The 22,362-nt window shown below is 59.8% G+C and carries 20 protein-coding genes and 3 tRNA genes; 13 read left to right on the top strand and 10 right to left on the bottom strand.

Features of this window, described 5'->3' with window-relative positions; translation table 11 throughout:
- Window positions 1-9 precede the first annotated feature (9 nt).
- Complete coding sequence (locus HUU46_05835; protein NUM53146.1) at window positions 10-1,086, top strand: CBS domain-containing protein; 1,077 nt, start codon at window positions 10-12, stop codon at window positions 1,084-1,086.
- A gap of 299 nt (window positions 1,087-1,385) precedes the next feature.
- Here HUU46_05835 and HUU46_05840 read toward each other — a convergent pair.
- The 6 genes from HUU46_05840 to bamD all read right to left on the bottom strand — a co-directional run bounded on the left by HUU46_05840 (window position 1,386) and on the right by bamD (window position 5,795).
- Window positions 1,386-1,464: transfer RNA gene (locus tag HUU46_05840), tRNA-Pro, on the bottom strand.
- Window positions 1,465-1,616: 152 nt separating this feature from the next.
- The gene (locus tag HUU46_05845; GenBank protein ID NUM53147.1) at window positions 1,617-2,012 is read right to left on the bottom strand and encodes a hypothetical protein; all 396 of its coding nucleotides are present in this window, start codon (window positions 2,010-2,012) and stop codon (window positions 1,617-1,619) included.
- A gap of 166 nt (window positions 2,013-2,178) precedes the next feature.
- Window positions 2,179-3,078: a Stp1/IreP family PP2C-type Ser/Thr phosphatase gene (locus tag HUU46_05850; protein ID NUM53148.1), complete on the bottom strand. Its 900-nt coding sequence runs from the start codon at window positions 3,076-3,078 to the stop codon at window positions 2,179-2,181.
- Window positions 3,079-3,225: 147 nt separating this feature from the next.
- Window positions 3,226-4,248 (bottom strand): DNA polymerase III subunit delta, encoded by a 1,023-nt coding sequence (gene holA / locus HUU46_05855; GenBank protein ID NUM53149.1) that lies wholly within the window; start codon window positions 4,246-4,248, stop codon window positions 3,226-3,228.
- Between the two features lie 3 nt (window positions 4,249-4,251).
- Window positions 4,252-4,860 carry an LptE family protein gene (locus HUU46_05860; protein ID NUM53150.1) on the bottom strand — a complete coding sequence of 203 codons (609 nt, stop codon included), beginning with the start codon at window positions 4,858-4,860 and terminating at the stop codon, window positions 4,252-4,254.
- Window positions 4,812-5,795, bottom strand: coding sequence for an outer membrane protein assembly factor BamD (gene bamD, locus HUU46_05865; protein ID NUM53151.1), 984 nt, complete (start codon window positions 5,793-5,795; stop codon window positions 4,812-4,814). Before bamD ends, HUU46_05860 begins: the two co-directional genes overlap by 49 nt.
- A 635-nt stretch (window positions 5,796-6,430) precedes the next feature.
- Here bamD and HUU46_05870 point away from each other — a divergent pair.
- The 5 genes from HUU46_05870 to HUU46_05890 all read left to right on the top strand — a co-directional run bounded on the left by HUU46_05870 (window position 6,431) and on the right by HUU46_05890 (window position 11,574).
- On the top strand, window positions 6,431-8,008 hold the full coding sequence (locus HUU46_05870) for an MFS transporter (GenBank protein ID NUM53152.1): 1,578 nt from the start codon (window positions 6,431-6,433) through the stop codon (window positions 8,006-8,008).
- 131 nt (window positions 8,009-8,139) lie between these two features.
- Window positions 8,140-8,346 (top strand): hypothetical protein, encoded by a 207-nt coding sequence (locus HUU46_05875; GenBank protein NUM53153.1) that lies wholly within the window; start codon window positions 8,140-8,142, stop codon window positions 8,344-8,346.
- A gap of 135 nt (window positions 8,347-8,481) precedes the next feature.
- Entirely contained in the window at window positions 8,482-10,002 is a 1,521-nt protein-coding gene (locus HUU46_05880; GenBank protein NUM53154.1) for a hypothetical protein, read from the top strand.
- 15 nt (window positions 10,003-10,017) lie between these two features.
- A complete protein-coding gene (locus HUU46_05885; protein ID NUM53155.1) occupies window positions 10,018-10,776 on the top strand; it encodes a hypothetical protein in 759 nt (252 codons plus the stop codon).
- Between the two features lie 45 nt (window positions 10,777-10,821).
- Complete coding sequence (locus tag HUU46_05890) at window positions 10,822-11,574, top strand: metallophosphoesterase (GenBank protein NUM53156.1); 753 nt, start codon at window positions 10,822-10,824, stop codon at window positions 11,572-11,574.
- Here the strand turns inward: HUU46_05890 and HUU46_05895 are convergent.
- The gene (locus HUU46_05895; protein ID NUM53157.1) at window positions 11,556-12,029 is read right to left on the bottom strand and encodes a cyclic nucleotide-binding domain-containing protein; all 474 of its coding nucleotides are present in this window, start codon (window positions 12,027-12,029) and stop codon (window positions 11,556-11,558) included. The genes HUU46_05890 and HUU46_05895 overlap by 19 nt on opposite strands.
- A gap of 128 nt (window positions 12,030-12,157) precedes the next feature.
- Between HUU46_05895 and HUU46_05900 the strand changes: the two genes are divergently transcribed.
- From HUU46_05900 to HUU46_05910, 3 genes are all read left to right on the top strand, one after another.
- Window positions 12,158-12,232, top strand: a tRNA-Gly gene (locus HUU46_05900).
- A gap of 74 nt (window positions 12,233-12,306) precedes the next feature.
- Window positions 12,307-12,382, top strand: a tRNA-Lys gene (locus tag HUU46_05905).
- 25 nt (window positions 12,383-12,407) lie between these two features.
- Entirely contained in the window at window positions 12,408-13,580 is a 1,173-nt protein-coding gene (locus HUU46_05910; GenBank protein NUM53158.1) for a sugar phosphate isomerase/epimerase, read from the top strand.
- 13 nt (window positions 13,581-13,593) lie between these two features.
- Here the strand turns inward: HUU46_05910 and HUU46_05915 are convergent, their stop codons facing one another.
- Window positions 13,594-14,904 (bottom strand): sulfatase-like hydrolase/transferase, encoded by a 1,311-nt coding sequence (locus HUU46_05915; protein ID NUM53159.1) that lies wholly within the window; start codon window positions 14,902-14,904, stop codon window positions 13,594-13,596.
- A gap of 190 nt (window positions 14,905-15,094) precedes the next feature.
- Here HUU46_05915 and HUU46_05920 point away from each other — a divergent pair, with 190 nt between their 5' ends.
- The 3 genes from HUU46_05920 to HUU46_05930 all read left to right on the top strand — a co-directional run bounded on the left by HUU46_05920 (window position 15,095) and on the right by HUU46_05930 (window position 17,523).
- Window positions 15,095-16,051 (top strand): PQQ-binding-like beta-propeller repeat protein, encoded by a 957-nt coding sequence (locus HUU46_05920; protein ID NUM53160.1) that lies wholly within the window; start codon window positions 15,095-15,097, stop codon window positions 16,049-16,051.
- Window positions 16,052-16,096: 45 nt separating this feature from the next.
- Window positions 16,097-16,492 carry an HNH nuclease family protein gene (locus HUU46_05925; GenBank protein ID NUM53161.1) on the top strand — a complete coding sequence of 132 codons (396 nt, stop codon included), beginning with the start codon at window positions 16,097-16,099 and terminating at the stop codon, window positions 16,490-16,492.
- 332 nt (window positions 16,493-16,824) lie between these two features.
- Window positions 16,825-17,523 carry an OmpA family protein gene (locus tag HUU46_05930; GenBank protein NUM53162.1) on the top strand — a complete coding sequence of 233 codons (699 nt, stop codon included), beginning with the start codon at window positions 16,825-16,827 and terminating at the stop codon, window positions 17,521-17,523.
- Window positions 17,524-17,615: 92 nt separating this feature from the next.
- Here HUU46_05930 and HUU46_05935 read toward each other — a convergent pair whose 3' ends face one another.
- Both HUU46_05935 and HUU46_05940 read right to left on the bottom strand, forming a co-directional pair.
- Entirely contained in the window at window positions 17,616-18,254 is a 639-nt protein-coding gene (locus tag HUU46_05935; protein ID NUM53163.1) for a four helix bundle protein, read from the bottom strand.
- Between the two features lie 114 nt (window positions 18,255-18,368).
- The gene (locus HUU46_05940) at window positions 18,369-20,048 is read right to left on the bottom strand and encodes an MBL fold metallo-hydrolase (GenBank protein ID NUM53164.1); all 1,680 of its coding nucleotides are present in this window, start codon (window positions 20,046-20,048) and stop codon (window positions 18,369-18,371) included.
- A 244-nt stretch (window positions 20,049-20,292) separates the two neighbouring features.
- Here HUU46_05940 and HUU46_05945 point away from each other — a divergent pair, with 244 nt between their 5' ends.
- Complete coding sequence (locus HUU46_05945) at window positions 20,293-22,353, top strand: protein kinase (protein NUM53165.1); 2,061 nt, start codon at window positions 20,293-20,295, stop codon at window positions 22,351-22,353.
- The last annotated feature ends 9 nt before the right edge of the window (window positions 22,354-22,362 follow it).

Here is a 22,362-nt window from a genome sequence, read left to right on the forward strand (position 1 = left end):
TTTGTCCAAATGGCTAAGCAGGTGGTGGTAACGGGAAGGCCGCTCACTATTTCCGTGCGACAGTTGTTGGAGTTCTTTTGGCAGGAAAGGCGCGGCAAATACGTTACTCGGTACATTCGGAGCAAACTAACGAGTCTGGGGGTCGAGACGGATCCTCCATTTGAAGATGAACATATTGACGGTATAATCAAACTCTTTCCGCGGGAAAAGCGGGGCCCGGGCCGACCACCAAAAGCTGGTAAGAAAACGCCCGGTGCCGTTGCTGTGGTACCACCTGCCCTTGTCGTAAACGATACGGAGTCGAGCCCCGTTATCGAGGAAAATATCCCGGTCGAAGATTCGGTTGAAGATGAGCGCCGCTCGTACTTGCCCATTTCGCTATTGAGCGCAGCAAACCGAAAGCCTGTGAGTGTGCGTCCAGGCGATGAGATTGAAACGGTCGTGTTCCAATTAATGTCCGAAGGACTCGCTCATTTGCCCGTGTTACGGGATTCTAGAAGTCCTGAGGGAATCATCACTTGGCAATCATTGGGCAAGGCAAACGCGGGTGGCGATCCTCCGAAGACCGCAAGAGAGTGTTTGGATGTCGACGTCCGTGTTGTCGGCTTGGATACGCCGCTGTTCGATGCTGTTAGGGACATCATCAAAAGCGGCGTAGTATTGGTGCGGAACAAGAGCAATGAGATATGCGGCATGCTCACGGCGCAGGACATCGCGGAGCAGTTCGTTGCGCTCTCTGAACCTTTTTTGTTTCTCGAACAGATCGAGAACCATCTTCGTAATTTGTTGATTCGTGCCAAGCTCTCGCAACAAGAACTGAATTCTTTTATTGATCCGGCCGACAAAAGAAGAACTCAAGGAAAAATAACCGTAGATGACCTGACCTTTGGCGAGTATTTGCGGGCGATGTCGAAGGAAGAGGTTTGGTCGCGACTAGCACTTAGAATTAATCGGAAGCTGTTCATCGATCGGATGGATAAAGTGCGCGAGATCCGAAATAGCGTAATGCATTTTCATCCGGATGGAATTTCAGATGGCGATCGTGAACTGCTCGCCAAAACGCGTGAAATGCTACAAGGTCTGTAACAGAAATGCCATAGGATATAGGATTCTTGCGAATCTCACGGCATGGAGCCCAATTTAGTCCTACGGCAAGATTCATCGTATCACAGAAAATGCGAATTGATAACACGAATGCGCCGTGATGCACACGAATGGGCGCCAGGCCAGCGGGTTTGGGACGCGCCGTAAACGGCTAACCGACAAGAGCCTGTAAATGTTGGGAGAGGGCTGCGTATGCCATGCAAGTCGAAAGCGGAATTTGTGGCACTTGCGAAGCAGCAAGTTCGAAAAACCGGACGTCGTGCATGGGCAAGAGTGAAAAATGGTCGGGGCGACTGGATTCGAACCAGCGACCCCTTGCCCCCCAGGCAAGTGCGCTAAACCGGGCTGCGCTACGCCCCGACCGAAGGTGAGAATGCGTGATTTGTACGTGAAGTTTATCAAATGGGTGGCGACTGTTCCAGTGGCGGCTTCTTGCCGAACTATCTCCAGCGAATAAAGCGAATGCCGCGCAGGACTTGCGCGGCACTTCGCATTGATCGCGTGCGTTCGGGCTATCGACTGCAGGTCCAGAATCCGTCACGCCACACTCTGTATGTCTTCGTCGTGTAGTGTCCGGGCACCCAGACTTTCGTGTGGTAACCGTTGGACACCATCACGGTGAACGTGACGCCGTGTACCGTCTTGTGTTTGTAGACGGGCGGCACATAGTCCGTTCGGTAGTAGCCGGGGACCCACACTCGCTGATACACGGTTTCGTAGCGGCCGGGGACGTACTTGCAGTGTTTCCCGTGCTGATGGTGGCCGTGATGACCGCCATGCGGTTCGCCAACCGCGATGTTCGGCACGTAGAAGTTGTAGGGAGCCGTAACCGAAACGCTGGCGCCGTGGGCCCAGGCCGGCGCCGAAATCAGCGCTACTGTGAGGGCCGCAATTGTATACCTTCGCATAACCAACGCTCCTTTCGTCTGCTGGGATTGTTCCAGCCTTGCGTTCGCAATACTCGTAGATCAGGACGCGCGGGGGGATGCCGCATTCATTCCGGCGTAGACGGGGCGCGGATTTGACGTTATGCGGAAATCGTGACGACGCGCACGGAATGGGGGAGACGGGGCGTTACGAGAACAGGCGGCGAATCGAGCCGAAGAGGCCGGGCTTTCCCAAGGTGACGGGCTTTGCGCCTTGGGCCATGCTCGTCTTGAACGGCTGTTCCAAGACTCGCACCAGCAGCACTGTCACGTTGTCCGGCGCGCCGCCTTCAAGCGCGCGGCCGACGAGTACGCGCGCGGCGCCTTGCAGATTGCCGCCGGTAAGTATGCCTGCGATGGTGTTGTCATCGACGAGGTTCGACAATCCATCCGAACACATCATGATTGTATCGCCGACTTTGAGCCTGACGGCGTAGAGGTCTGCCTTCACGGCGTCTTTTGTTCCGACCGCGCGCGTGATGAGGTTTTTCAGCGAATGCGTGCGGGCTTCGTCTTCCGAGATGTATCCGTTGCGCACTTGTTCGGCCACGAGGCTGTGGTCTTCCGTGACCTGGTACAGGGCGTCGCGGTAGAGGTAGAGGCGGCTGTCGCCGACGTGCGCGATGTACGCGTGATCGCCGTGCACGAGCAGCGCGCACATGGTGGTGCCCATTCCGTAGAACTCGGGATGATTCTCCGCTTCCTGGAAGATGCGGCGGTTGGCCTGGCTGACGGCTTCCTGCAAGCGCTCGGGCGCGGTGGTCTCGTTGCGCGCGTAATATTCCTCGACGAGCGTTTGCAGACCGAGCCGGCTGGCAAAGTCGCCGCCGCTCACGCCGCCCATCCCGTCGGCCACGGCAAATAGAATGCCGCGTTCGCGGGCGAGTTCCCTGTCCTCCGGGACGCACAGCGTGCAGCCGTCTTCGTTGCGCTGCCGCTTCTTGCCCACGTCCGACAACAGGTGCGCTTCGAGAAACGGACCGGACCAGTGATATTCAAAATTTCCGCCGCGGGGCGGACCTAGTTGGGTCTGTGGAATTACCGCCATCCGGTTTTTTCATTCCTGCGATGCAGTGCGAATGTGCGCGCGAATTCGCCGCAGCTCATGGCCGCACCCGGTTAGTATCTGCCTATAGTTTACCGTATTCCCCGCAGCGGGGTATTCTAGGGGCGGATTCCGGCGCATTGCAACCGTTTAACTGGCGCGCGACGGCCTGGCCGGACGCCTGGGCGCGGCGAGCTTGATGACCAGCAGTTCGAGCGCGAGGGTCCGGTCGACGCCGGTCGAGCGGAGCATCACTTCCGTATTCATGCACAGCGCGAACGCGTCGCGAAACTTTTCCTTTCCGAGCTTTTCCGCGAGGGGTCTGACCTTGTTTGCCAGGAACGGTTTCACGCGGGAGGCGTTGGCCGTCGCGGCGAAATAGGCGGTCTTGATAAGCCACGTGATCGTGCTGAGAATCTCGAACTCGCTCTTGTTCATGTCGAGCACGGTCCGCAAGGTCAGCAGCGCCGTGCGGGTGTCGGACTGCGCGATGGCGTCCGTCAGCGTCCAAATCTCGTCCTCGGCCACGTCGGCGCACGCCGCGTGTACATCGGACTCCTGAATTGTCGATTCCGTGCCGATGTAATTACAGACGAGTGTGACCGCGTTGAGCACGTCAGAGAGTTTTGTGCCGCTGCGTTCGACGAGCAGTACGGACGCATTCGCGCCAAGCGTTTTTCCACGCGCTTGTGCCTCGTTCCGTGCCCATGCCGCGGCTTCCCGCTCGTGCATTTCCGGGCATTCGACGACGACGCCGTGCTTCTCGCACAGTTTGAACAACCTCAATCGCTTGTCGATCCGCGGGGCGATGAGCATGAGTATCGTGGTGTCGTTCGGCGATTCGAGATAGGCGTGCAAGGCCGCGCCGCTGGATTCGGACTCGTACTTGTCGGCTGCGTGCACGACAACGACGCGGTACTCCGTGAGAAAGGGGAGCGTGCGCGCGGCGTCGACAACATCCGAGGCGGCGGTTTCGTCGCCGTAGTAGAGGTGGTAGCTGAGGTCGCGCATCGAGGGTTCGACGTGGCGCGCGACGACATCATCGACCGCGCGGTGGGCCAGCAGCGGTTCAAACGTCGCTTCGCGCGCTTTCGGCGCCCGGTGCGGACAGAAGAGGTAGACGTTTGCGGGTTTGCCTTTACCGCTTGTCTTCAGGAATTCGGCGACGTCCACGGCCTACCAAGGCTCGACCGTGCGATAGAAAATGTCCGAGGCGAGTTGTTCGAGCGCTTCGGATGCGCCGCGGTTTTCCTCTTCCGTCGAAAACGAACGTACGCTCGGCAGGAACGCTTCGGCATTGCCGCGGAGGCGGTCCGACGACTGGCCGGACGCGCGCGTGTAGAAGCTGGTTTCGCCGGCCATCGTTTTCTCTTCCCATACGACGCGGCCGGTGCCGCCTTCCGTAAGGCGCGCGCTCGCGAGCACAACACAGAGGAACTGGGTCACTTCGTCGTCTTCGTCGTAGGTGATGCCCTTTAGGCGGTAATCGCGAATGATGCCTTCGAGGACGAGGTCGGCCTCGCCTCGCCCGACGACGCGCAGGCGCCCGTCGGTGATGAATTTCCGCGTGATCGCGTTGGTGAGCGGCGCCTGAAGGTCGTACTGGCGGCTCGTGTTCTGGAACGCGGACACGAAGATTGTCTGGTACTTCTCGTCCAGCGAACTTTTCGTGGTGTATCCACAGCCCGCCGAAATCAATACCCCGCCGGCGAGCAGGGGCAACAGGAGCCGGCGCATTACGACGGGGCCTGCCAACGCTTGCTGTGTCCGTGCTGTTCCAACCATGCCTGGGCTTCCGGCGCGGAGGTCGTACTCGGGAACTGCTCGACGACCACCTCATAGTAGATAGCCGCGGAATCGAACTTGCGGCGCTTCTCGTAAAACTTCGCCGTGCGCAACCGCTGTTCGGCGACGCGGTTCAACATCTCGGTCTTGATGGAATCCAGTTCGGCGACGCGGCTGTCGTCGGGGAATTTTCGCTTGAAATTGTCGACCGCATCGACGGCCAACAAGCTGGGCGATTGGTCGTACGCCGGCGGACGCGAGTCCTTGTAATGGCACATGGCCAGGCCGTGGCTCGCTTCGTCCACGTAGTCCGATGCGGCGTAATCGTCGATGACGCGCTGATACTCGAACGCCGCTTCCCTATATTCTTCCAACGTGTAGTGGCAGAGGCCTACCTTGTACTGTGCCTGGGCCGCGGAATCCGTAAACGGCTGGTTGTCGATCACCATCGCGTACACGGTTATCGCGCGGCGGAACGGCCGCTTGCGGAACGGGTGCCACCAGCCCTTGTTCAGGTTCGCGGTGCCGCGATCGTAGAAGTGGTCGCCGATCTCGTATTGTTTCGCAATGACTTGATCGAACAAGTCGCTGTCGGGATAGACAGCGACGACTTGCTGAAATTCCTTCGCTGCCGGCAGCAGATCGCCTTGCGCCAACATGATCTCGCCACGGAGATACTGGTTGTCGTCCGCCCATTCCGTGTCGCTGTAGTAGTCCTTGAACTTCTCGGTTTCGCGCAGGGCCTTTTTGTAGTCGCCTTGGACCATGAGGCTGCGCGCGAACTCGACTTGGAGTTCGGGGGTTTCTTTGGGAAGGCGCTTCACGTTGATCCACCGGCCGGTCTGCGGACTCCACGTCCACTGGGCCTGGGCGACACCCTGAACCATCACCGTCAGCGCGATTGCCGCGCCTACCCACCGCAACATGCTGTGCATGTACAGGTCTCCTGGCTCCATAAATTGTGCCGAACAAGTCTACACTAGGAGACTTCACCCCCGCAAAGACCCACCATCGGCGTCGTCAACATTCTAACAAGAGCTCCGGAGTGGTGCAAGGGCCGAGTTTTGAAGGACCTAAGGGACCAAAAGGACAGGAAGGACCGACCGAACCGAAGGGGCACGGATGTCGCACTTATTCGTGCATGGACGCACGGGCACGATGCCCGTGCTCCCTTTGTGCGCAAGACAGAGCGAGGGTGAAACACGGCCCAGCCTTTGCGCAGCCCGTCATTTGGACGGACGATATGTCTGTCCATACTCGCCAATTTACGATGTCCGTTTGGACAATGGCGGCGGGCTTCGACGTTGAGGGGAGAGCGTCCCGGCTTTGCGCTCGATTCGGCTGCCTTGCGATACAGCCGGCGTTCGAGGCGGCCATTATTCCTTGACGGTTTCGCGCAAAGCGAGTAGTATCTCGCCTAACCGCTGCGCGGCGGGGGCCGGGTGCGAAATCCTTATCAGACGCGGGAGGCGCGTGTCTGCGCGAGGCCGCTCCGGTAAACGCTGTAGCAGCAAAGAGGGCGTCACGCTGGGAAGGGCCCCAGCCGTAACACGAGAGGGAAGGGGATAACATGGGTGCGCAAGCCGAAGCCGGCCAGACCAAGGCCGACAAAGCACTGTTCTGGGCCTGTTTCATGTCGCTCATTGCGACGGCGTTCGGGTTCGTTGTCCGCAGCATGATCATCAAGGACCTTGGCGCGGAGTTCGACTTGTCGCCGACGCAACAGGGCGAAATTTTCGGCGCGGGGCTGTGGCCGTTCGCCATAAGTATCGTGCTGTTCAGCTTAATCGTGGACAAGATCGGTTACGGCCGGGCGATGGCGTTCGCGTTCGTTTGCCACGTCGTTTCGTGCGTGATGACGATCTTCGCGACGGGATACTGGTCGCTCTATCTCGCGACGTTCATCATGACGCTGGGCAATGGTTCGGTCGAGGCTGTTATCAATCCCGTCGTCGCCACGATGTTCTCGAAAGAGAAGACGAAGTGGCTCAATATCCTGCACGCGGGTTGGCCAGGCGGTTTGGTGGTTGGCGGCGTGATGGCGATTGCTCTAACGGCTTTCGGAATAGAAAGCTGGAAGTGGAAGGTCGGTCTGGTGCTAATTCCGACCATCGTGTATGGCGTCATGATGATTGGGCACAAGTTCCCGGTGCACGAACGCGTCGCGGCGGGCGTCTCGTATCATGCGATGTTGAAGGAAGTCGGCATTCTCGGCGCACTCATCATCGTCAGCTTGATGACGTTCGAAGTGGGGCGCGTGTTTGATTTTGCGCGATTCGGTGCGTTTGAAATCGCCGGTGGAAAGATTCCGTACCTCAACATTGCGATCATCGTCGTGTTGGTCGGGGCGTTTGGCGCGTTCACGAAATCGTTGGGCCAACCTCTGTTCATATTCCTGCTGTTCATCATGATGCCGCTTGCGACCACGGAACTTGGTACGGATAGCTGGATCACGCCGTTGATGGAAGGCGAGATGGGCAAGCTCGGTCTGAACGCCGCGTGGGTTCTTGTGTACACGTCGTTCATCATGATGGTGTTGCGGTTCAGCGCGGGTTCGATTGTGCACCGCATTTCGCCGCTCGGATTGCTCGCGGCGAGCGCGGCGATCGCGGCACTGGGGCTAGTCTCACTTTCGTATGCGTCGGGCGTGATGATCCTGCTGGCGGCGACTTTGTACGCGTTCGGCAAGACGTTTTTCTGGCCGACGATGCTCGGTGTCGTGGCGGAGCGCTTCCCGAAGGGCGGCGCGATGACGATTAACACCATCGCGGGCGTGGGCATGCTCAGTGTGGGAATCGTGGGCGCGGTGTTCATGGGCAAGATTCAGGACAGCGCGATCGACCGCGACCTGCTCGCGTACGATCAGAAGAACAACACCCAGTTCCACGCCAACCTGGTCACGGAGAAGAAGACCAGTATCTTCGGCGATTACTTGACCGTCGACCAGAAGAAACTCGAAGCGGAGAGCGAGGAGAACAAGGCGGTCGTGAAGGAGGTTAGCATGCTCGCGAGCAAGGGCGCACTGCGCACGGTCGCCGTGCTCCCGTGCATCATGCTCGTGTGTTATATCATCCTAATCGTTTATTTCCAATCGCAGGGCGGCTATAAGCCGATTCACCTCGAAGGGGAAGGCGGAAGCGCGCACTAGCAACGCTACAAACGTATTCAGCGGGGCGCGGCACGTGCGAGTGCCGCGCCCCGTTTTTACTATATAGCGATGCGTGAAGCGATGGCTTGCTCGTGATACACTTGCATTGTTTGAAGCAAGGAAACTAAGCAATGGCAACCCCATCTATTGTGCCTCGATTCATTGTGGACGAGTCCGGAAAGCGCACGCAGGTGGTGCTTTCGGTTCGTGATTACAATCGACTTCTCGCTGCATGGGAAGACGTCGCGGATGCGCGGGATTTCGGCGAGGCCAAGCGCACTTCGAAGACCTTCGTGCCGCTTTCTAAGTTAAGCCAAACGCGTAAGCGCCGCAAGTAGACGTGAGTCAGAAGTACGAAGGGCGAGCACGAAGAAATCGTGTTGAGAGTGTTTTGGCGACGTTGCAATCCCTGACTCCACTTCGCACAATACCTCGATTCCGCTTGGGGAGCGGGTGAGAGGGAGCTTTGCCGAATGAGTTTGTTGGGGTTGGATGTCGGCACGACCGGCACCAAGGGCGTCGCGTTCGATCTCGATGGCAAGCCAATTGCCTCGGCATACCGCGAATATCCGTTGCTGTCGCCGCGGCCGGGTTGGCAAGAACTCGAACCCGAGCACGTGTGGCGTTGCGTGCGCGAGGTGTTGGGGGAAGTCGCGCAAAAGACGAAGGGCGATCCGATCCGTGCGATGGCGATGTCCGCGCAGGGGGAGGCGGTCCATGCTGTCGGCAAAGATGGGTCGTGTCTCACGAACAGCCCGGTTACCTTCGATGCGCGTACGGCGGACCTGCCGGCGTGGTGGCTCGAGCGCAAATCGCGCATGGACCTTGCCCAGATATCCGGGATGCCGCTGCACGGCATGTATTCGCTGAACAAGATTCTGTGGTTCAAGCAAAACCAGCCTGAGGTCTTCGCCAAGGCGGCGCGCTTTCACTGCTACGAAGACTTTGTGCAGTTGCGCCTCGGCATCGATCCGATTATGAGTCACAGTCTCGCTGCGCGGACTATGGCGCTCGACGTGCGAAAGGGCGACTGGTCGCACGAATTGCTCGATATCGCCGGTGTGCCGTGCGAACTGTTGCCGAAGACTGCCGCGTCGGGGACCGTAGCCGGCACGATTCCGGACGCGGTTGCGAACGACATAGGGCTTCCGCGCGGCATCGTTGTGTCGACGGGCGGACACGACCAACCGGCGGGAGCGCTTGGTGCGGGGATTCTCGAGAGCGGGGAGGCGGTGTATGCGACGGGGACAGTCGACTGTATCTGCCCCATATATGAGACCTACTCGGTCACCGAGCGGACCGTGGCGGGAAACCTTTGCTGTTATCCAAGTTGTGTGCCTGGTCTCTATGCGTCGATTGCGTTCAATTTTACGGGCGGATCGCTGCTGAAATGGTATCGGGACACTTTCGCGGCGGAGGAGCGGCGGGAGGCGGACGCGGCGGGTAAAGACGTCTACGAGATTCTCTGTGACGCCGTACCTGCTGACCCTGAGAAACTCCTTATACTGCCGCACTTTACGGTGACGGGCACCCCGCATTTCGACACCGCCAGCCGGGGCGCGATCCTGGGTTTGACGTTGAACACGACCCGCGCGGAGATTGTGTCCGCAGTCCTCTCCGGCGTCACGTATGAAATGAAACTGAACCTCGAAATGTTACAATCCGCAGGAGTTGGGATAGCGCGCTTACGCGCGGTTGGGGGCGGCGCGAAGAGCGCCGTCTGGACGCAGCGTAAGGCGGACATTATGGGCGTACCCGTCGCGGTATTGGAGACGACCGAGGCCGCGTCGCTGGGTGTTGCACTCCTGGCCGGGCAGGCAGCAGGGCTTGTCACGGACGTGAAAGCCGCGCTGGCGGGCGCGGTGAAAATCCTGTATGTGTGCGATCCCGATGCACGCCGCTCGCGGGAATACGCCGAGCGGTATGCCGTGTATCGAGATGTGTACGGAGCGTTAAAGGACGTCAACCACCGGTTGGCGGGCTTGGACAAGTAGGCAGGCGTACGAGTCGTGACTTCAAGAAAGCGCTGGCAGAACATCTACACCGAGGACAACCCGTTTGCGCTGCCGCAGGCGGTCGCGGGCGCGTTGACGCGGTGTTGCAAAGGTCATGAAGGCGACACGTGCCAGGGCGTGAAGTACTTGTGGATTCACCTGCCCGGAACGGCCGAGAAGGCCGCCGCGGACGCCGCGGAAAAATCACTGTCCCCCGACGAATGGATGTGTGTAATCGATGAGGCTTCCTCGATAGGGGTGAAAAGCATCATCGTCAGCGTGGGGAGTCCTCTTCAGCAAGTTCCCCAACTGCTGCAACTGTGTCAGTGGGCGCAGACTGCGCACGAGATGGTCGTCGGCATCCATGCCTATGTGCCGCTCGATCCCGGTGACGCCGGGGTGCTGCGCAAGTTGAACGCGAGCAAGACCCGCGTTTTCGCCGATGGTGAGCATATCGAATCCGCGCGGTTTGTCGAGGAACTCGGCATTCCGCTTCACTGCGCGGACGGCCTGCACGATCACGAGGAACAGCCGCATTGCGACCTGCCATCGACGATGGCGTGCGTCGGCCCCGAGGGCACGATGTACACGTGCGGGCTTGTGCTCGGCCAAGAGCAGTTCAGCCTTGGGCACTTTTTCGGACGAAAGTTGACCAGTGTGATTAAGGACAACTCGTTGCCGCACGAAATCCCCGCGGGTTCGTCCACCAGCACCCATCGCTGCAACGGGTGCCCTCCGCTCATGGCCAAGCGCATGCAGGAAGATGTGCTATAGTCCGAGCGGTGACCGCCGGGCAGAAACCGTAACGGGAGTCCGCGCGTGAAGCTGCTCGTCGTTTCCGATCTGCACTATAGCATCAAGCAATTCGACTGGTTGCTCGATCGCGCCGCGCGGCACGACATGCTCGTGTTGGCGGGCGACCTGCTCGATCTAGCCGGGCACGCGGATGTCGACACGCAGATCGTCGTTGTCGAGAAATACTTGAAGCGCCTCGCGGCTATTGTTCCCGTAGCGGTATGCTCCGGCAACCACGACCTCGACGACGAAAACGCGGAGGGCGAGCGCTGCGCGGAATGGTTGCAACATGTGCAAATCGAAAATGTGTCCGTAGACCGGCAATCGGTCTTCTTCGATGGACTCATGATCACGATTTGCCCGTGGTGGGAAGGGGACGACGCCAAGTCACGCGTTGAGTCCCTTCTCGAGTCTGACGCGGCGCGCCGGGGCGAGGCGCGATGGATTTGGGTCTACCACGCTCCGCCCACGGGTTCCAGGACTTCATGGAACGGGAAAGTGTATTCCGGCGATGCGTTCGTGGCGGAACTGATCGCCCGGCTCAAACCGGGAATCGTCCTGGGCGGGCATATCCACAACTCGCCGTTCTACGCGATGGGCTCGTGGCACGATCGCATCGGCGAAACGTGGGTGTTTAACCCCGGTCGGCAGATGTCTTCGATACCCACATGCATCTCGATCGATTTTGACACCATGCAAGCCACATGGGAATCGTCGGAGGGTGAAGAGACGATCGACCTGAACGCGCCGGAACAAACCTACTCGCCGGCCGTCTGACGCGGTTGAATTTGGCGCGGGTGGCGAATCATCAGAGCGTCGAGGACCTCGTCAATCATTCCGAGGTGCCCTTCCTGTTCGCGGAGCTGGTGTTTCACGTCCACGAGATACCGGTTGAGCGACTCGAGCCGTCGCGCGAGAATGCGCGCGACGTAGAACATCACCTCGGGGTTTGCCTTCATGAACGCGATGGGGTCCGCGGCGACCCGGCATTCCACGTCCGTCGATGCAACGACCGTCGCCGTATGCGGGCAACCGAGCAGCACGGACATCTCGCCAAACATCGCGCCGCGTTCCCGAATGCGCGTTATGAGTTCCTGTTCTTTGCGAACCTCGACCGAACCACTCGTCAAAAAGAACAACTCGGACTCGGCCGTGCCTTCGTCCATGAGGATGTCGCCCTTGGAAAAAGCGCGCGTTGGCAGGGTCTCGATGGCTTCGGGCAGCGTGTCCATGACGGCACCTCACTTCACGGCAAAACCGTGGCGTCGTAGCGCCGCCGCCCGTAGCCGCGCCGTATCCGAATTGCTCAACCCTGGATTGATCTCCAGGATTTTCGTATGATAGCATACGTTTTCGCTGAGCGGGAGTAACTCAGTGGTAGAGTGCAACCTTGCCAAGGTTGACGTCGCGGGTTCGAGTCCCGTCTCCCGCTCCATTTTCGATTTCCCTTGGGGTAGGCGCCGCCTCCAACACCGGACCGCGAGCCTCCCCTTCGCGTGACGACCGCGCGGGCCGTTAGCTCAGTTGGTAGAGCAGGTGACTCTTAATCACAAGGTCGCAGGTTCGACTCCTGCACGGCCCACCATCTTTCCCCGTATTGATTAGATTTGATGCCGGCGGGAGTATCCTGTTTCGTCAAGAATGCTTGTGTCGCTCGAGCGGGCGTGGCCATCGATGGCGGAGGAGGGAGCGCGCTTCGCGGCCGAGGCCGCGACGCTCGCCCGTGGCGTATACCCTGCACCATTGTTTGCAATTGCGCGCAGTTTGGTTCCATTGTAGGTCTCTTCAATTACTCGATACATGTGCGATCGCCGTTGGTGCGAGGGCGGCGCCGGCGCTGCGCAGGGGAGGTTAACGTGTCTGCACATTCGCTGTCCCGTCGGTCGTTTCTTACCGCTGCAACGCTTGGGGGCAGCGCACTAATTCCCACCGGCGCTTGGGCCGCGGCGCCCGTTGCGCGAGAGCACGGGCCGTACATGAAGCTCAGCCTTGCCGCCTATTCATTCCACAGCATCTTGCCGAAGCGCGCATCCGCAGAGGAGTATGCGAAGGCGGAGATGAAATTGGAGGACTTCGTTCGTTACTGCGCCGAACTGAATCTCGATGGGTGCGAACCTACGTCGTACTACTTTCCGGCCGAGGTCACGCCGGAGTATCTGCTTAACCTGAAGCAACTCGCGTTTCGTCTGGGTCTCGACATTTCCGGGACGGCGATTGGCAACGATTTCTGTGTGCCGGATGGGCCGAAGCGCGAAGAAGAGCTACGGATGACGCGCGAGTGGATCGATCATGCCGCCGTGATCGGCGCGCCGGTCATTCGCATCTTCGCGGGGAACGTGCCGCAGGGCGATACGGAGGAAACGGCGCTTGCGCGGTGCATCAGCGGCATCAATGAATCTCTCGACTACGCCGCGCAAAAGGGCGTGATGCTGGCGCTCGAAAACCACGGAGGCATTACGGCGACGCCCGAACAAATGCTCCGCATTATCGAGGGTGTGAAGGAGTCGCCTTGGTTCGGTGTGAACTTTGACGGCGGCAACTTTGCGACCGCCGACCCCTATGCGGACCTTGCGAAGATCGCGCCGTACACGGTCAATGCACAACTCAAGGTAATGATCAATCGCGCGGGCAAAAAGGAACCGGCCGACTTTAATCGCGTGGTCGGCATCCTGCGCGATGCAGGTTATCGCGGGTATCTCGTCCTTGAATACGAAGAAAGCGAAGACCCGCGCACCGCCATACCACGCCATGTCGAAACATTGCGCAAGATTCTTGGCCGGTAGCCGCCACGAATTCCTATTTCCTCTTGAGGACTTTGTCGAGGATCGGTTGCAGCCGGTTGCGAACGTCTTCTGAATCCGCTCCGGAAACCGGATTTTGCTCGTCGATGTCTTTCGATAAATCGAACAGGGTTCCATCCGAATACAGCTTCCAGTGCGTATCGCTCACGAAGTGCCGGTAATCCGCTTGCGATTCCGGGTTTCGCGCGTAGGACATGAATACCCAACCGCGCGCCTTATCTTCGCGGCCGGTCATGATCGGCATCAGGTTCTGCCCGTCGGCGTAGTCGGGGATGGGGAGTCCGGCAACGTCGGCCATCGTGGGTAGCAGGTCCGAGAAGTCGATCGGCGAATTCACGACGGTACCGGGTTTGATGCGGCCCGGCCAATTTGCGACGAAGCCTACGTGCGTGCCGGCGTCCGTCATGGTCCCTTTACCGCCCTTCACCACGCCGCGGCCCGGTAACGGAGACGTAATCTCGCGCCCGGTGCCGTTATCGCCGGTGACGATGATCAACGTGTTTTCGCGCAAACCCAGCGCGTCCAATTTGTCCACGACGCGCCCGATGCACTTGTCCATATAGTGGACCATGTCGGGGAAGTGTCTCGTGTCCTTTCCGCCGGACTCCCAGTCCGGCGAACCGGGCACGGGTTCGTACGGTTCGTGCACGAGGATCATCGGGTAATAGACCAGAAATGGTTCGCTCTTGTTGCGCTCCATGAACTCGGCGATGAACTCGTCGCACAGATCGGGTCCGTACTTTCCTTCGGTGTTTTCGACGCGTTTGCCGTTGCAGTAGAGCTTGGGGGATTTGTAGCGCGACCCTTTGTCCGCGAACTCGCCGGCGTTGGTCCGCGCCTGACCCTCGAATTGAAAGTGCCAGAGGAGGTACTCGTCGAATCCAGCTTTGCGCGGTCCATCGAGATCGCCGGGGCTCAACTGCCACTTGCCGGCGATGCACGTCTTGTATCCCGCTTCTTTCAGCATTTTGGCGAAGGTGTGCTCGGCGAAATCGAGCACGCCAAACTTCACGTAGTTGCGGAAGTTGTACTTGCCGGTCATCAACTGCACGCGCGACGGCGTGCACAGCGGCTGCGCGTATGCGTGCGTGAACAACGCGCCTTCGCGCGCCAACGCATCGAACCGCGGCGTCCGGTAGTGCGTGCTGCCGTACGCGCCGTAGCACTCGTAGGCGATGTCGTCGGCGAGAATGAGGACGATGTTTGGACGCTTACGGGCGGGCGCTTGCGCCAACGCGGGACCGGTGGCCAACATTGCTCCAGTAGCGACGCAGGTGCCCAGCATTTCGCGTCTGCTGATGTCCATTACGCTTACTCCAGAGTCCCGCAGCCGGCGCCGCCCCGCACGGAGCGGCCTGATCTCGAAAGTATCGGGCGACGGGTATGACGATTCAACCTTCCAGCGCGTCGCGCGAGCGGCTGGGCAAGGCGTATGTTGATAAATTGGCCGACCAAAGCCCACGATACGGCTTCCATTACTTAGCCCAAGGCGTTGCATGCGATTCAGGACCAATCAGGAGGAAGTCATAATGATTCGATCTGGCGCGGCCTTGCTTTGGGCGGCATCACTCCTGGCGGGCTTAGCGGGCGCGGAGCATCGCGTGCTGTGCTCCGCCAACGACAAGCTTGTAGTTGTTTCGCCGGGCGGCGAGGTCGAGTGGGAGGTGCCATGGAAGGGTGGGACGCATGATTTGCATGTGCTGCCGAACGGGAACCTTCTCGCGATTCGAGATGGTCATGTCGTCGTCGAAGTGGACCGTGCGACTAAGAAGGACGTGTGGACCTATGACAGCGCGGCGATGAACGGCAATGCGGGCAAACGCGTGGAAGTGCACGCGATCCAGCCGTTGGCGGACGGTAACGTAATGATCGCTGAGTCCGGCCCGGCGCGAATCATTGAAGTGGACCGCCAGGGAACGTTGTTGAAATCGATTGCGCTTAAAGTGGACAAGCCCGACCCGCACCGCGATACGCGGCTGGCGCGAAAGGTGGACAGCGGGAACTACCTCGTATGCCACGAGGGCGACGGCGTCGTGCGCGAATACGACGGCGGCGGTAAGGTTGTGTGGGAGTTTCCGGTGCCGTTGTTCGGCAAGGAGCCAAAGCCGGGGCATGGACCTGAGTCGTTTGGTAACCAGGTGTTCGGCGCGATTCGGATGAAGAACGGCAACACGTTGATCGGCACGGGTAACGGGCATGCGGTGATTGAAGTGACTCCAGAGAAAGAGATTGTCTGGGAAGTGCATCAGAACGATTTGGCGGGCATCACGTTGGCGTGGATTACCACGGTGATGATGAAACCGAACGGCAACGTCGTATTCGGCAATTGCCATGCGGGGCCTGGCCAGCCGCAGATCGTGGAGATCGAACACGACTCGCGCCATGTGATTTGGACGTTTGCGCATTTTGATATGCTGGGGAATGATATGACGAATTCGGTACTATTGGATTAGCCACAAAAGAACGCAAAGAACGCAAAGAAATCGCTGAGTACGTCGATGCGATTGAAGAAAACGAAAATCGATCCGAAGGCGAAAGCACAGTTTCTCGATAACCTGCGAAAGGATCGCGCTTCGCGGGAGTCGGGTTATCGCGAACAGGCGTTGGCGCTGTTTCCGCATATCTGCGCGCGGTGCGGGCGCGAGTTTGCCGCCAAGAACCTTGCCGAACTCACCGTCCATCACAAGGATAACAACCATCTCAACAATCCTCCTGATGGAAGCAACTGGGAGTTGCTGTGCGTGGCATGCCACGACGACGTTCACCAGGACGGCGAGCGCGTGAACCATTTTGGCGGTTATGCGCTGGGGGCCGCCCCGGACCAGTCGCTGGGACATAATCCGTTTGATGCGCTAAAGAACCTTCTGGACGACGATTCCAACCGCGACACGTAAGCTGCCGTCGCGCCGCGGCTGCGATGTCCTTCACCCTTTAGCCCATTGTGTTGCACTTTTCTGACCGCGTATCACACGGAAGACACGAGAGAGGCCTGGCATGCGAAACGACCCCTGTTTGGTTGACGGAATCGTATGATGGCGGTAGCGAAACAAGGGTAGACATTTTGCGAGACGAGGGGTAATCTGTTGACAGGAGGAGAGATAAGCTTCTGGAACATTTAGAGTTAGCCATACGGACGGCGGATCGCGCGGATAACACGGACGGAATCGAGCAGCGGAACTTCGTGTATCGGAAGCGGATCACTTGAATTGCCGGAACGGAGTGTTGGATGAACGGTTTTCGATTGGCGATGGTGGTCGCGTTAGTGAACAGTTCTTTACTCGCGGGGGCGAATACCGTTCCGGGGGAGGACGAACAGCCGTCGTGGGGAAATAGCGGGGCATTGCCGGAGCCGCAGGCGGATCGGGGCGCGGCGAATTGTGATAGCGAGCCGCGTGGGTGTCGTTGGTGGTGGCCGAAAGCGCCGGTAGCGAACGGCGACAGGGCAGTTTGGGGAAACAGGGGCGTTGTCTTCCACTGCGTGGAAGAGTTCTCATTGCAACCGGTTGCGGACTTGCCTGCGCCAATTCCTCCGAAGAAACAGGTCTTGGTGACGTCAAAGCCAGTTTTTGGACATGTGTTGTTTGACCTGAATAAGGCGGCGTTGGGCTCGGCTGGTAAGGCGGTCGTTGACGAACTAATCGCGGCGTTGAAGGAGTTTCCGGACGTGCGTGTTGTGGTCGAAGGGCACGCCTGCGATCTGGGGACGACCGCATTCAACCTCCAACTGGGCACACGGCGAGCGGAAGTGGTCGTGCGCTACATGGTAGAGCATGGAGTTGATCGGGCCCGGATTTCGGCGAAGTCGCTTGGCGACACGGAGCCTGCAGTGCCAAACGATACGGAAGCGGATCGGAAGCTGAATCGTCGCGTGCAGTTTGATGCCAATTTCCCGTTCGTTTGCACGTTGGAGACCGTTGACGAGTAACGGGACGCGATGGACCTGATGGACTTAATGGACGAGATGGACAGGACCGACGCTGCAGTTGGCGTAACGATGGTGGATTGGTAGTTGGATCGCTATTCGGGTTGTTTGTTTCGGGCGTTGGTCCGAGTGCGGTGGAGGCGTTCGGTGAAGCCGCCATCTTTGACGAACGATTTCGACTGTGCGGCCAGTTGCCGGTTGAGCAAGCTGCACGCCACGGTAATCAGCGCGAGTACGCCATTCGCGGTTATCTCGGGGTAGGTAGGTTGCGATTTTGTGGTCCGGCGCGAAGTTGCATTTGCTCCTGGGACGGGCGAGAGTGCGCCGGATGTTCCTTCGCGGACGTCGCGCGCCCATGCCGCGAATTCGTCTGCGGTATTCGGACGGCGCGCGATGAGGCCGGAATTGCGTGGGTCGAACGCGTCCCACTTTGCGAGGTTGTGTTGGCGTAAGAAATCCTCGTAGTCCAAGCGCAATTCTTCGAGGCTCGCGCGGGCAACGTTCGTAAGTTTGAGTTCCGACTTCTTCGATGTGCCGCTGGCTTGGCTGCCTTCGGCGATGTTTTGGACGCCACTTCGGGCGGCCTGAACCATCTGATTGTGCGTGCCGCTGTATACGCTGATGTAGCGGTCGCAAAATCGGACCGTGATGTCGTAAATCAATCGGGAGATTTGGAAGCTCTTGAGTTTTCGGTAGCCGCCGTGTTTGGGGAGCAACTCGTCGATGCTGTCCATGAGGTCCATATTGTCCATGGTACGTCGTGTAATTGGAAATTGATGGACGCAATGGACGAGATGGACGGAATGGACGGCATGGACGACATGGGCACGATAGCGGATTATCGAAACCTATTCGCTTGGAAGGCAGTTCAAGCGCTTTAAGTGGGATTTCAGGCTCAGTTCGGCCAGCGGCCAGGTTTCCGGGGGGACGTCGTCGTAGGCCAGCGGCAAGATTTCGGCTAGAGCGGTTTTGCCTGCTTCGATGGCTGCTTTTACCTTTCCCTCTCTCCAGAGGCGGTGTTCGAGGTGTTTCCGAATCTTGTCGGGGCCGTGGGTGAGGGGCATGCCGTGGGCGGGGAGGATGGTGTCGTAGCCGGGTTGGTTGGCGACGCGTTCGAGGGAATCGATGAACTGGGTCATGTCGCCGCCGTGGTCGAGGGAGACGACGATGGTGCCGGGGTTGGCGATGAGGTCGCCCGCGATGAGGGTGCGGGTGGTTTCTTCGATAAAGCAGAGGTGGCCGGGATCGTGGCCGGGTGTGTGGAGGGCGCGGAGTTGCCAGGGCGGGGCGCCGGGGATGGTGATGAGGTCGCCGTCGTGGAGGTAGCGGTCGACTGGGGGAGCGGGTGTCGGGTTTCGGGTATCGGGTTTCGGGAATTCCATTTCGGTGGGAGAATCGTTGGCTGTCGGCGACCTGTGAAATGCGGTGTTTGGGTCTTGCTTGGCATTTCCCGATACACCATTCTCGACACCCAATTCCCCGAAATCGATTCCGAGTTGGCGGGCGGTTTCGGGGTGCGCCCATATGGGGGCGTTGTAGTGTTGGCGGCAGAAGTTGGCGGCGCAGACGTGATCGATGTGCGAGTGCGTGAGGATGATGGCCTTCACCGCTCCGCCCAGGTCTTCGAGCAATTTGATTTGGCGGATGAGAAGAGCGCGTTCTTCGTCGTCGTTGGCGGCTGGGTCGATGAGGTAGAGTTCGCGTTCGCCGATGATGATGCAGTTGGTGTGGGTCGCGGGCGGCAGTGTGGGGGAGCGCAGGGGGAGCATGTAGATGCCGTTGGCGAATTCCATTTTCGAGGGGCGGTCGCCGGTGTGCTCGCCGCAGTCGCGCAGGTGGTCCAGGACGTCGGGGAAGGGGTAGGCGGCGAGGTTTTGCAGGACGTACGCGACCGGCGGCGGGAGTTGGATGGTTCCACATCTCCATGCCGCTCGCGCGCCAGCCGGTGTAAACCAGTCGAGCGCGTCGATCTCACCGACGTGCAGTTCCTCGCCCGTGGCAATCGGCACGCGGACGATGTAGTAGCGCGTATCGAAACGGATCGGCGCGATGGCAGGCGTAACCCAATCGCCCGCGAATTCGAATTGCGTGGCGTCAATTCTCAGATGGTGTCGTGTTAGGAAGGCATCGAAGGTGTCTTTGCCGTCGAGAATCGCCATGCGCGCCGCGCGGATGGTTTCTCGCTGGATAGTCTCAGATTCGGCGTTTGTGGTATCGGGTCCCGGGAATCGGGTTTCGGGTTTCGCAGAAGGTGCAGGTAACCGATTGGCGTTTCTCGTGCCGACGAGGAGGCCCGTTTCCTCGAAAATCTCTCTTGCAACGGCGTGAACTCCGCGGGCGCTCGCGGTGTCCAATGCGTTGACGACCGGCGCGGTGGGTTCTTCGTCGTCGATCCGCCCGCCGGGGAAAACATGGAACCCGGCCATGAACCGGAGCGCGGCGCTGCGCCGCGCCAGGAGGACGCGGGGCGTGGGTTCCGCCGTAAGAATCATTCCGGCGGCGGCCTTGATGGGTATGACGGGGTGCATGGTTCGTGTACCTCGGAACGGTGCGAGGATTTTGGGGTATTAGTAGGAGTGATTCAATGTGCGGCGGTTGCGGAAGGAAGGGACGTAACGGACGCAACCGGAGGCAGGCGAATCTGGATTTGGAGGCGACCTACTTCGACGTGCGGGCGACGCAGTTAATTGGCGTTCATAAAGGATTTGAGTGCACAAATCAATGAAAAGTGCTAGTATCAGCGGGTCGGGCTTATTAGGTGGAGAGGTGGACATGACCGCGCCTGACGGATCGTCGGTGTCCGAAGAACTGCAAACGATGGAATCCTTGAGCCGTTCGCTCGCGGGCGGCCGCTACCGCATCATGCGCCTGCTCGGCGCGGGCGCGATGGGGAGCGTGCGCCTGGCGGAGGACACGGCGCTGCACCGCCGCGTCGCGATTAAGACCGTGAAGGAAGAAGTCGCGCGCAACCCCGAAATCCGCAAGCGCATCGAGCGCGAATGCCTGTTGCACGCCAAGGTCGGCCCGCACCCGAATATTGTGACGCTTTTCGACAAGCTCGAGTACGACGACGAGATGCACCTCGTCATGGAATACATCGACGGGGAAACGCTGCAGGCGCGGCTCGAGCGCAACAGCGAAATGGGCATTGTCATGCCGCCGTCGGAGTCGATCCTGATCGCGTCGCAGGTGCTCGATGCGCTGTCGCGCATTCACGCGCAGGGAATCGTACACCGAGACATCAAGCCGGCGAACATTATGCTGACGTACACGGAGAGCGGGACGGTGTGCGCGAAGCTGATGGACTTCGGCGTGTCGCGGTTCGCGGAGGACAACGACCAGCTTTCACGGTTGACGACAACGAGCAACGGAGGTCCGGGCACGCCGCTGTATATGGCGCCGGAGCAGATCGACAGCAAGACGTTTGGCGAGGTGTCGTACGCGACGGACGTATATGCGATGGGCATCATGCTCTACCAGTTGCTGTCGGGCAAGCCGCCGTTCCGAGGCACGTTAACGGAAGTGTTGAACGGTCACCTGAACATGCCGGTGCCGCCGATTGTCGTCAAGCTCGACGGCGTGTTGCCGGAGACAATCGAGGGGCTGTTGAAGCGCGCCCTTGCGAAGAAGACGTTCGAGCGCATTCAGTCGGCGAAGGCGTTCCGCGAAGAACTTATCGCGCTGACGGGTGTAGGCGATACGATGAGCCGACTAAATGCGACGGTCCAGTTGAATTCCGCGTCGTCCGTGAACGCGCAGACCGTGCAATCCGGGCTGAACCCCACCGCCACGCAGACGTTCTTCGGCGGTAATACAATCATGCGCCTCGCGCGGTACCGCCGCAGCATGCGCGTACTGGGGGTCGGCGTCGCGTTGGTGCTCCTTGCAATTGTTGCTACTGCCGTTGTGATGATGCGGGGCGACGGAAAGACGACCGAAACAAGCGTTGCCAGCACGCAACCCATGGGCGAGATCGGCGGCGGCGCGCTCGCTCCGCCCGCTCCCGTCGTGCAGCAGCCGCCAGCGCCTACAGCAGGTTCCACGCAAACACAGACCACCACGCAGCCGGCCGTTCAGCCGTTGGACGGTACGACCGCGCCACAAGCGACGACGCCGGACCAGGCTGGAGTTTCGCCGACAATGCCGATCCCGGGGCAGCTACCCGTGGGCGATCCCAATCAGCCTAATGCGTCGATGACCCCGGGTGTCGCGCCCGTACCGGGTACGACTCCGGCGGATGCGCAAAGTACCGGCGCAGTTCCGACCGCTGAGGCCGTGCCCGATGGAACGGTCCCGCCGGTCACGCCGCAAACGGACCCAACCATGCTGGCGAGCAATCAGCCGAACGCGATGACTACGACGGGCACGCCCGTGATCGTCGAAGGCGCGACGGTGCAGACACCCGACGGCGCGGTGGCGCCAACGGCGGGAACCGGGCAGGAGTATGTCGTCGTATCGGGCGACACGTTGAGCAAGATTGCGAAAGCGCACAGCATCACCGTGGAAGACTTGCGGTGGTGGAACGATATTCTGAACCCGTACTCGCTCAAGGTGGGCCAGAACCTGAAGCTTTACGCCTCGCCGGATATCAAGCCGAAGGAAGAATTCCTTGCGCAGGCCGCCGCCGCGGAGAAAGCGCGCAAGGAAGCGGCTGCCGCGAAGGCGCAGGAATCGGGTACGCCGGCGCCCGAGGCCAGCGCCCCGTCCAGCGGTGGCGGAACCCTCGAGTCGCAATTCAAAGGCACGCCAGTCGCGCCTGTTACGCCCCCGCCCGCGAAGAAGGAAGAGAAGCCGAAGCGCGGGCTTTTCCGCGGGATGTTCCAGGGCCGATAGATTCGCTGG

The organism is Candidatus Hydrogenedentota bacterium, assembly GCA_013359265.1.
In the GTDB taxonomy this organism is placed as follows: domain Bacteria; phylum Hydrogenedentota; class Hydrogenedentia; order Hydrogenedentales; family SLHB01; genus JABWCD01.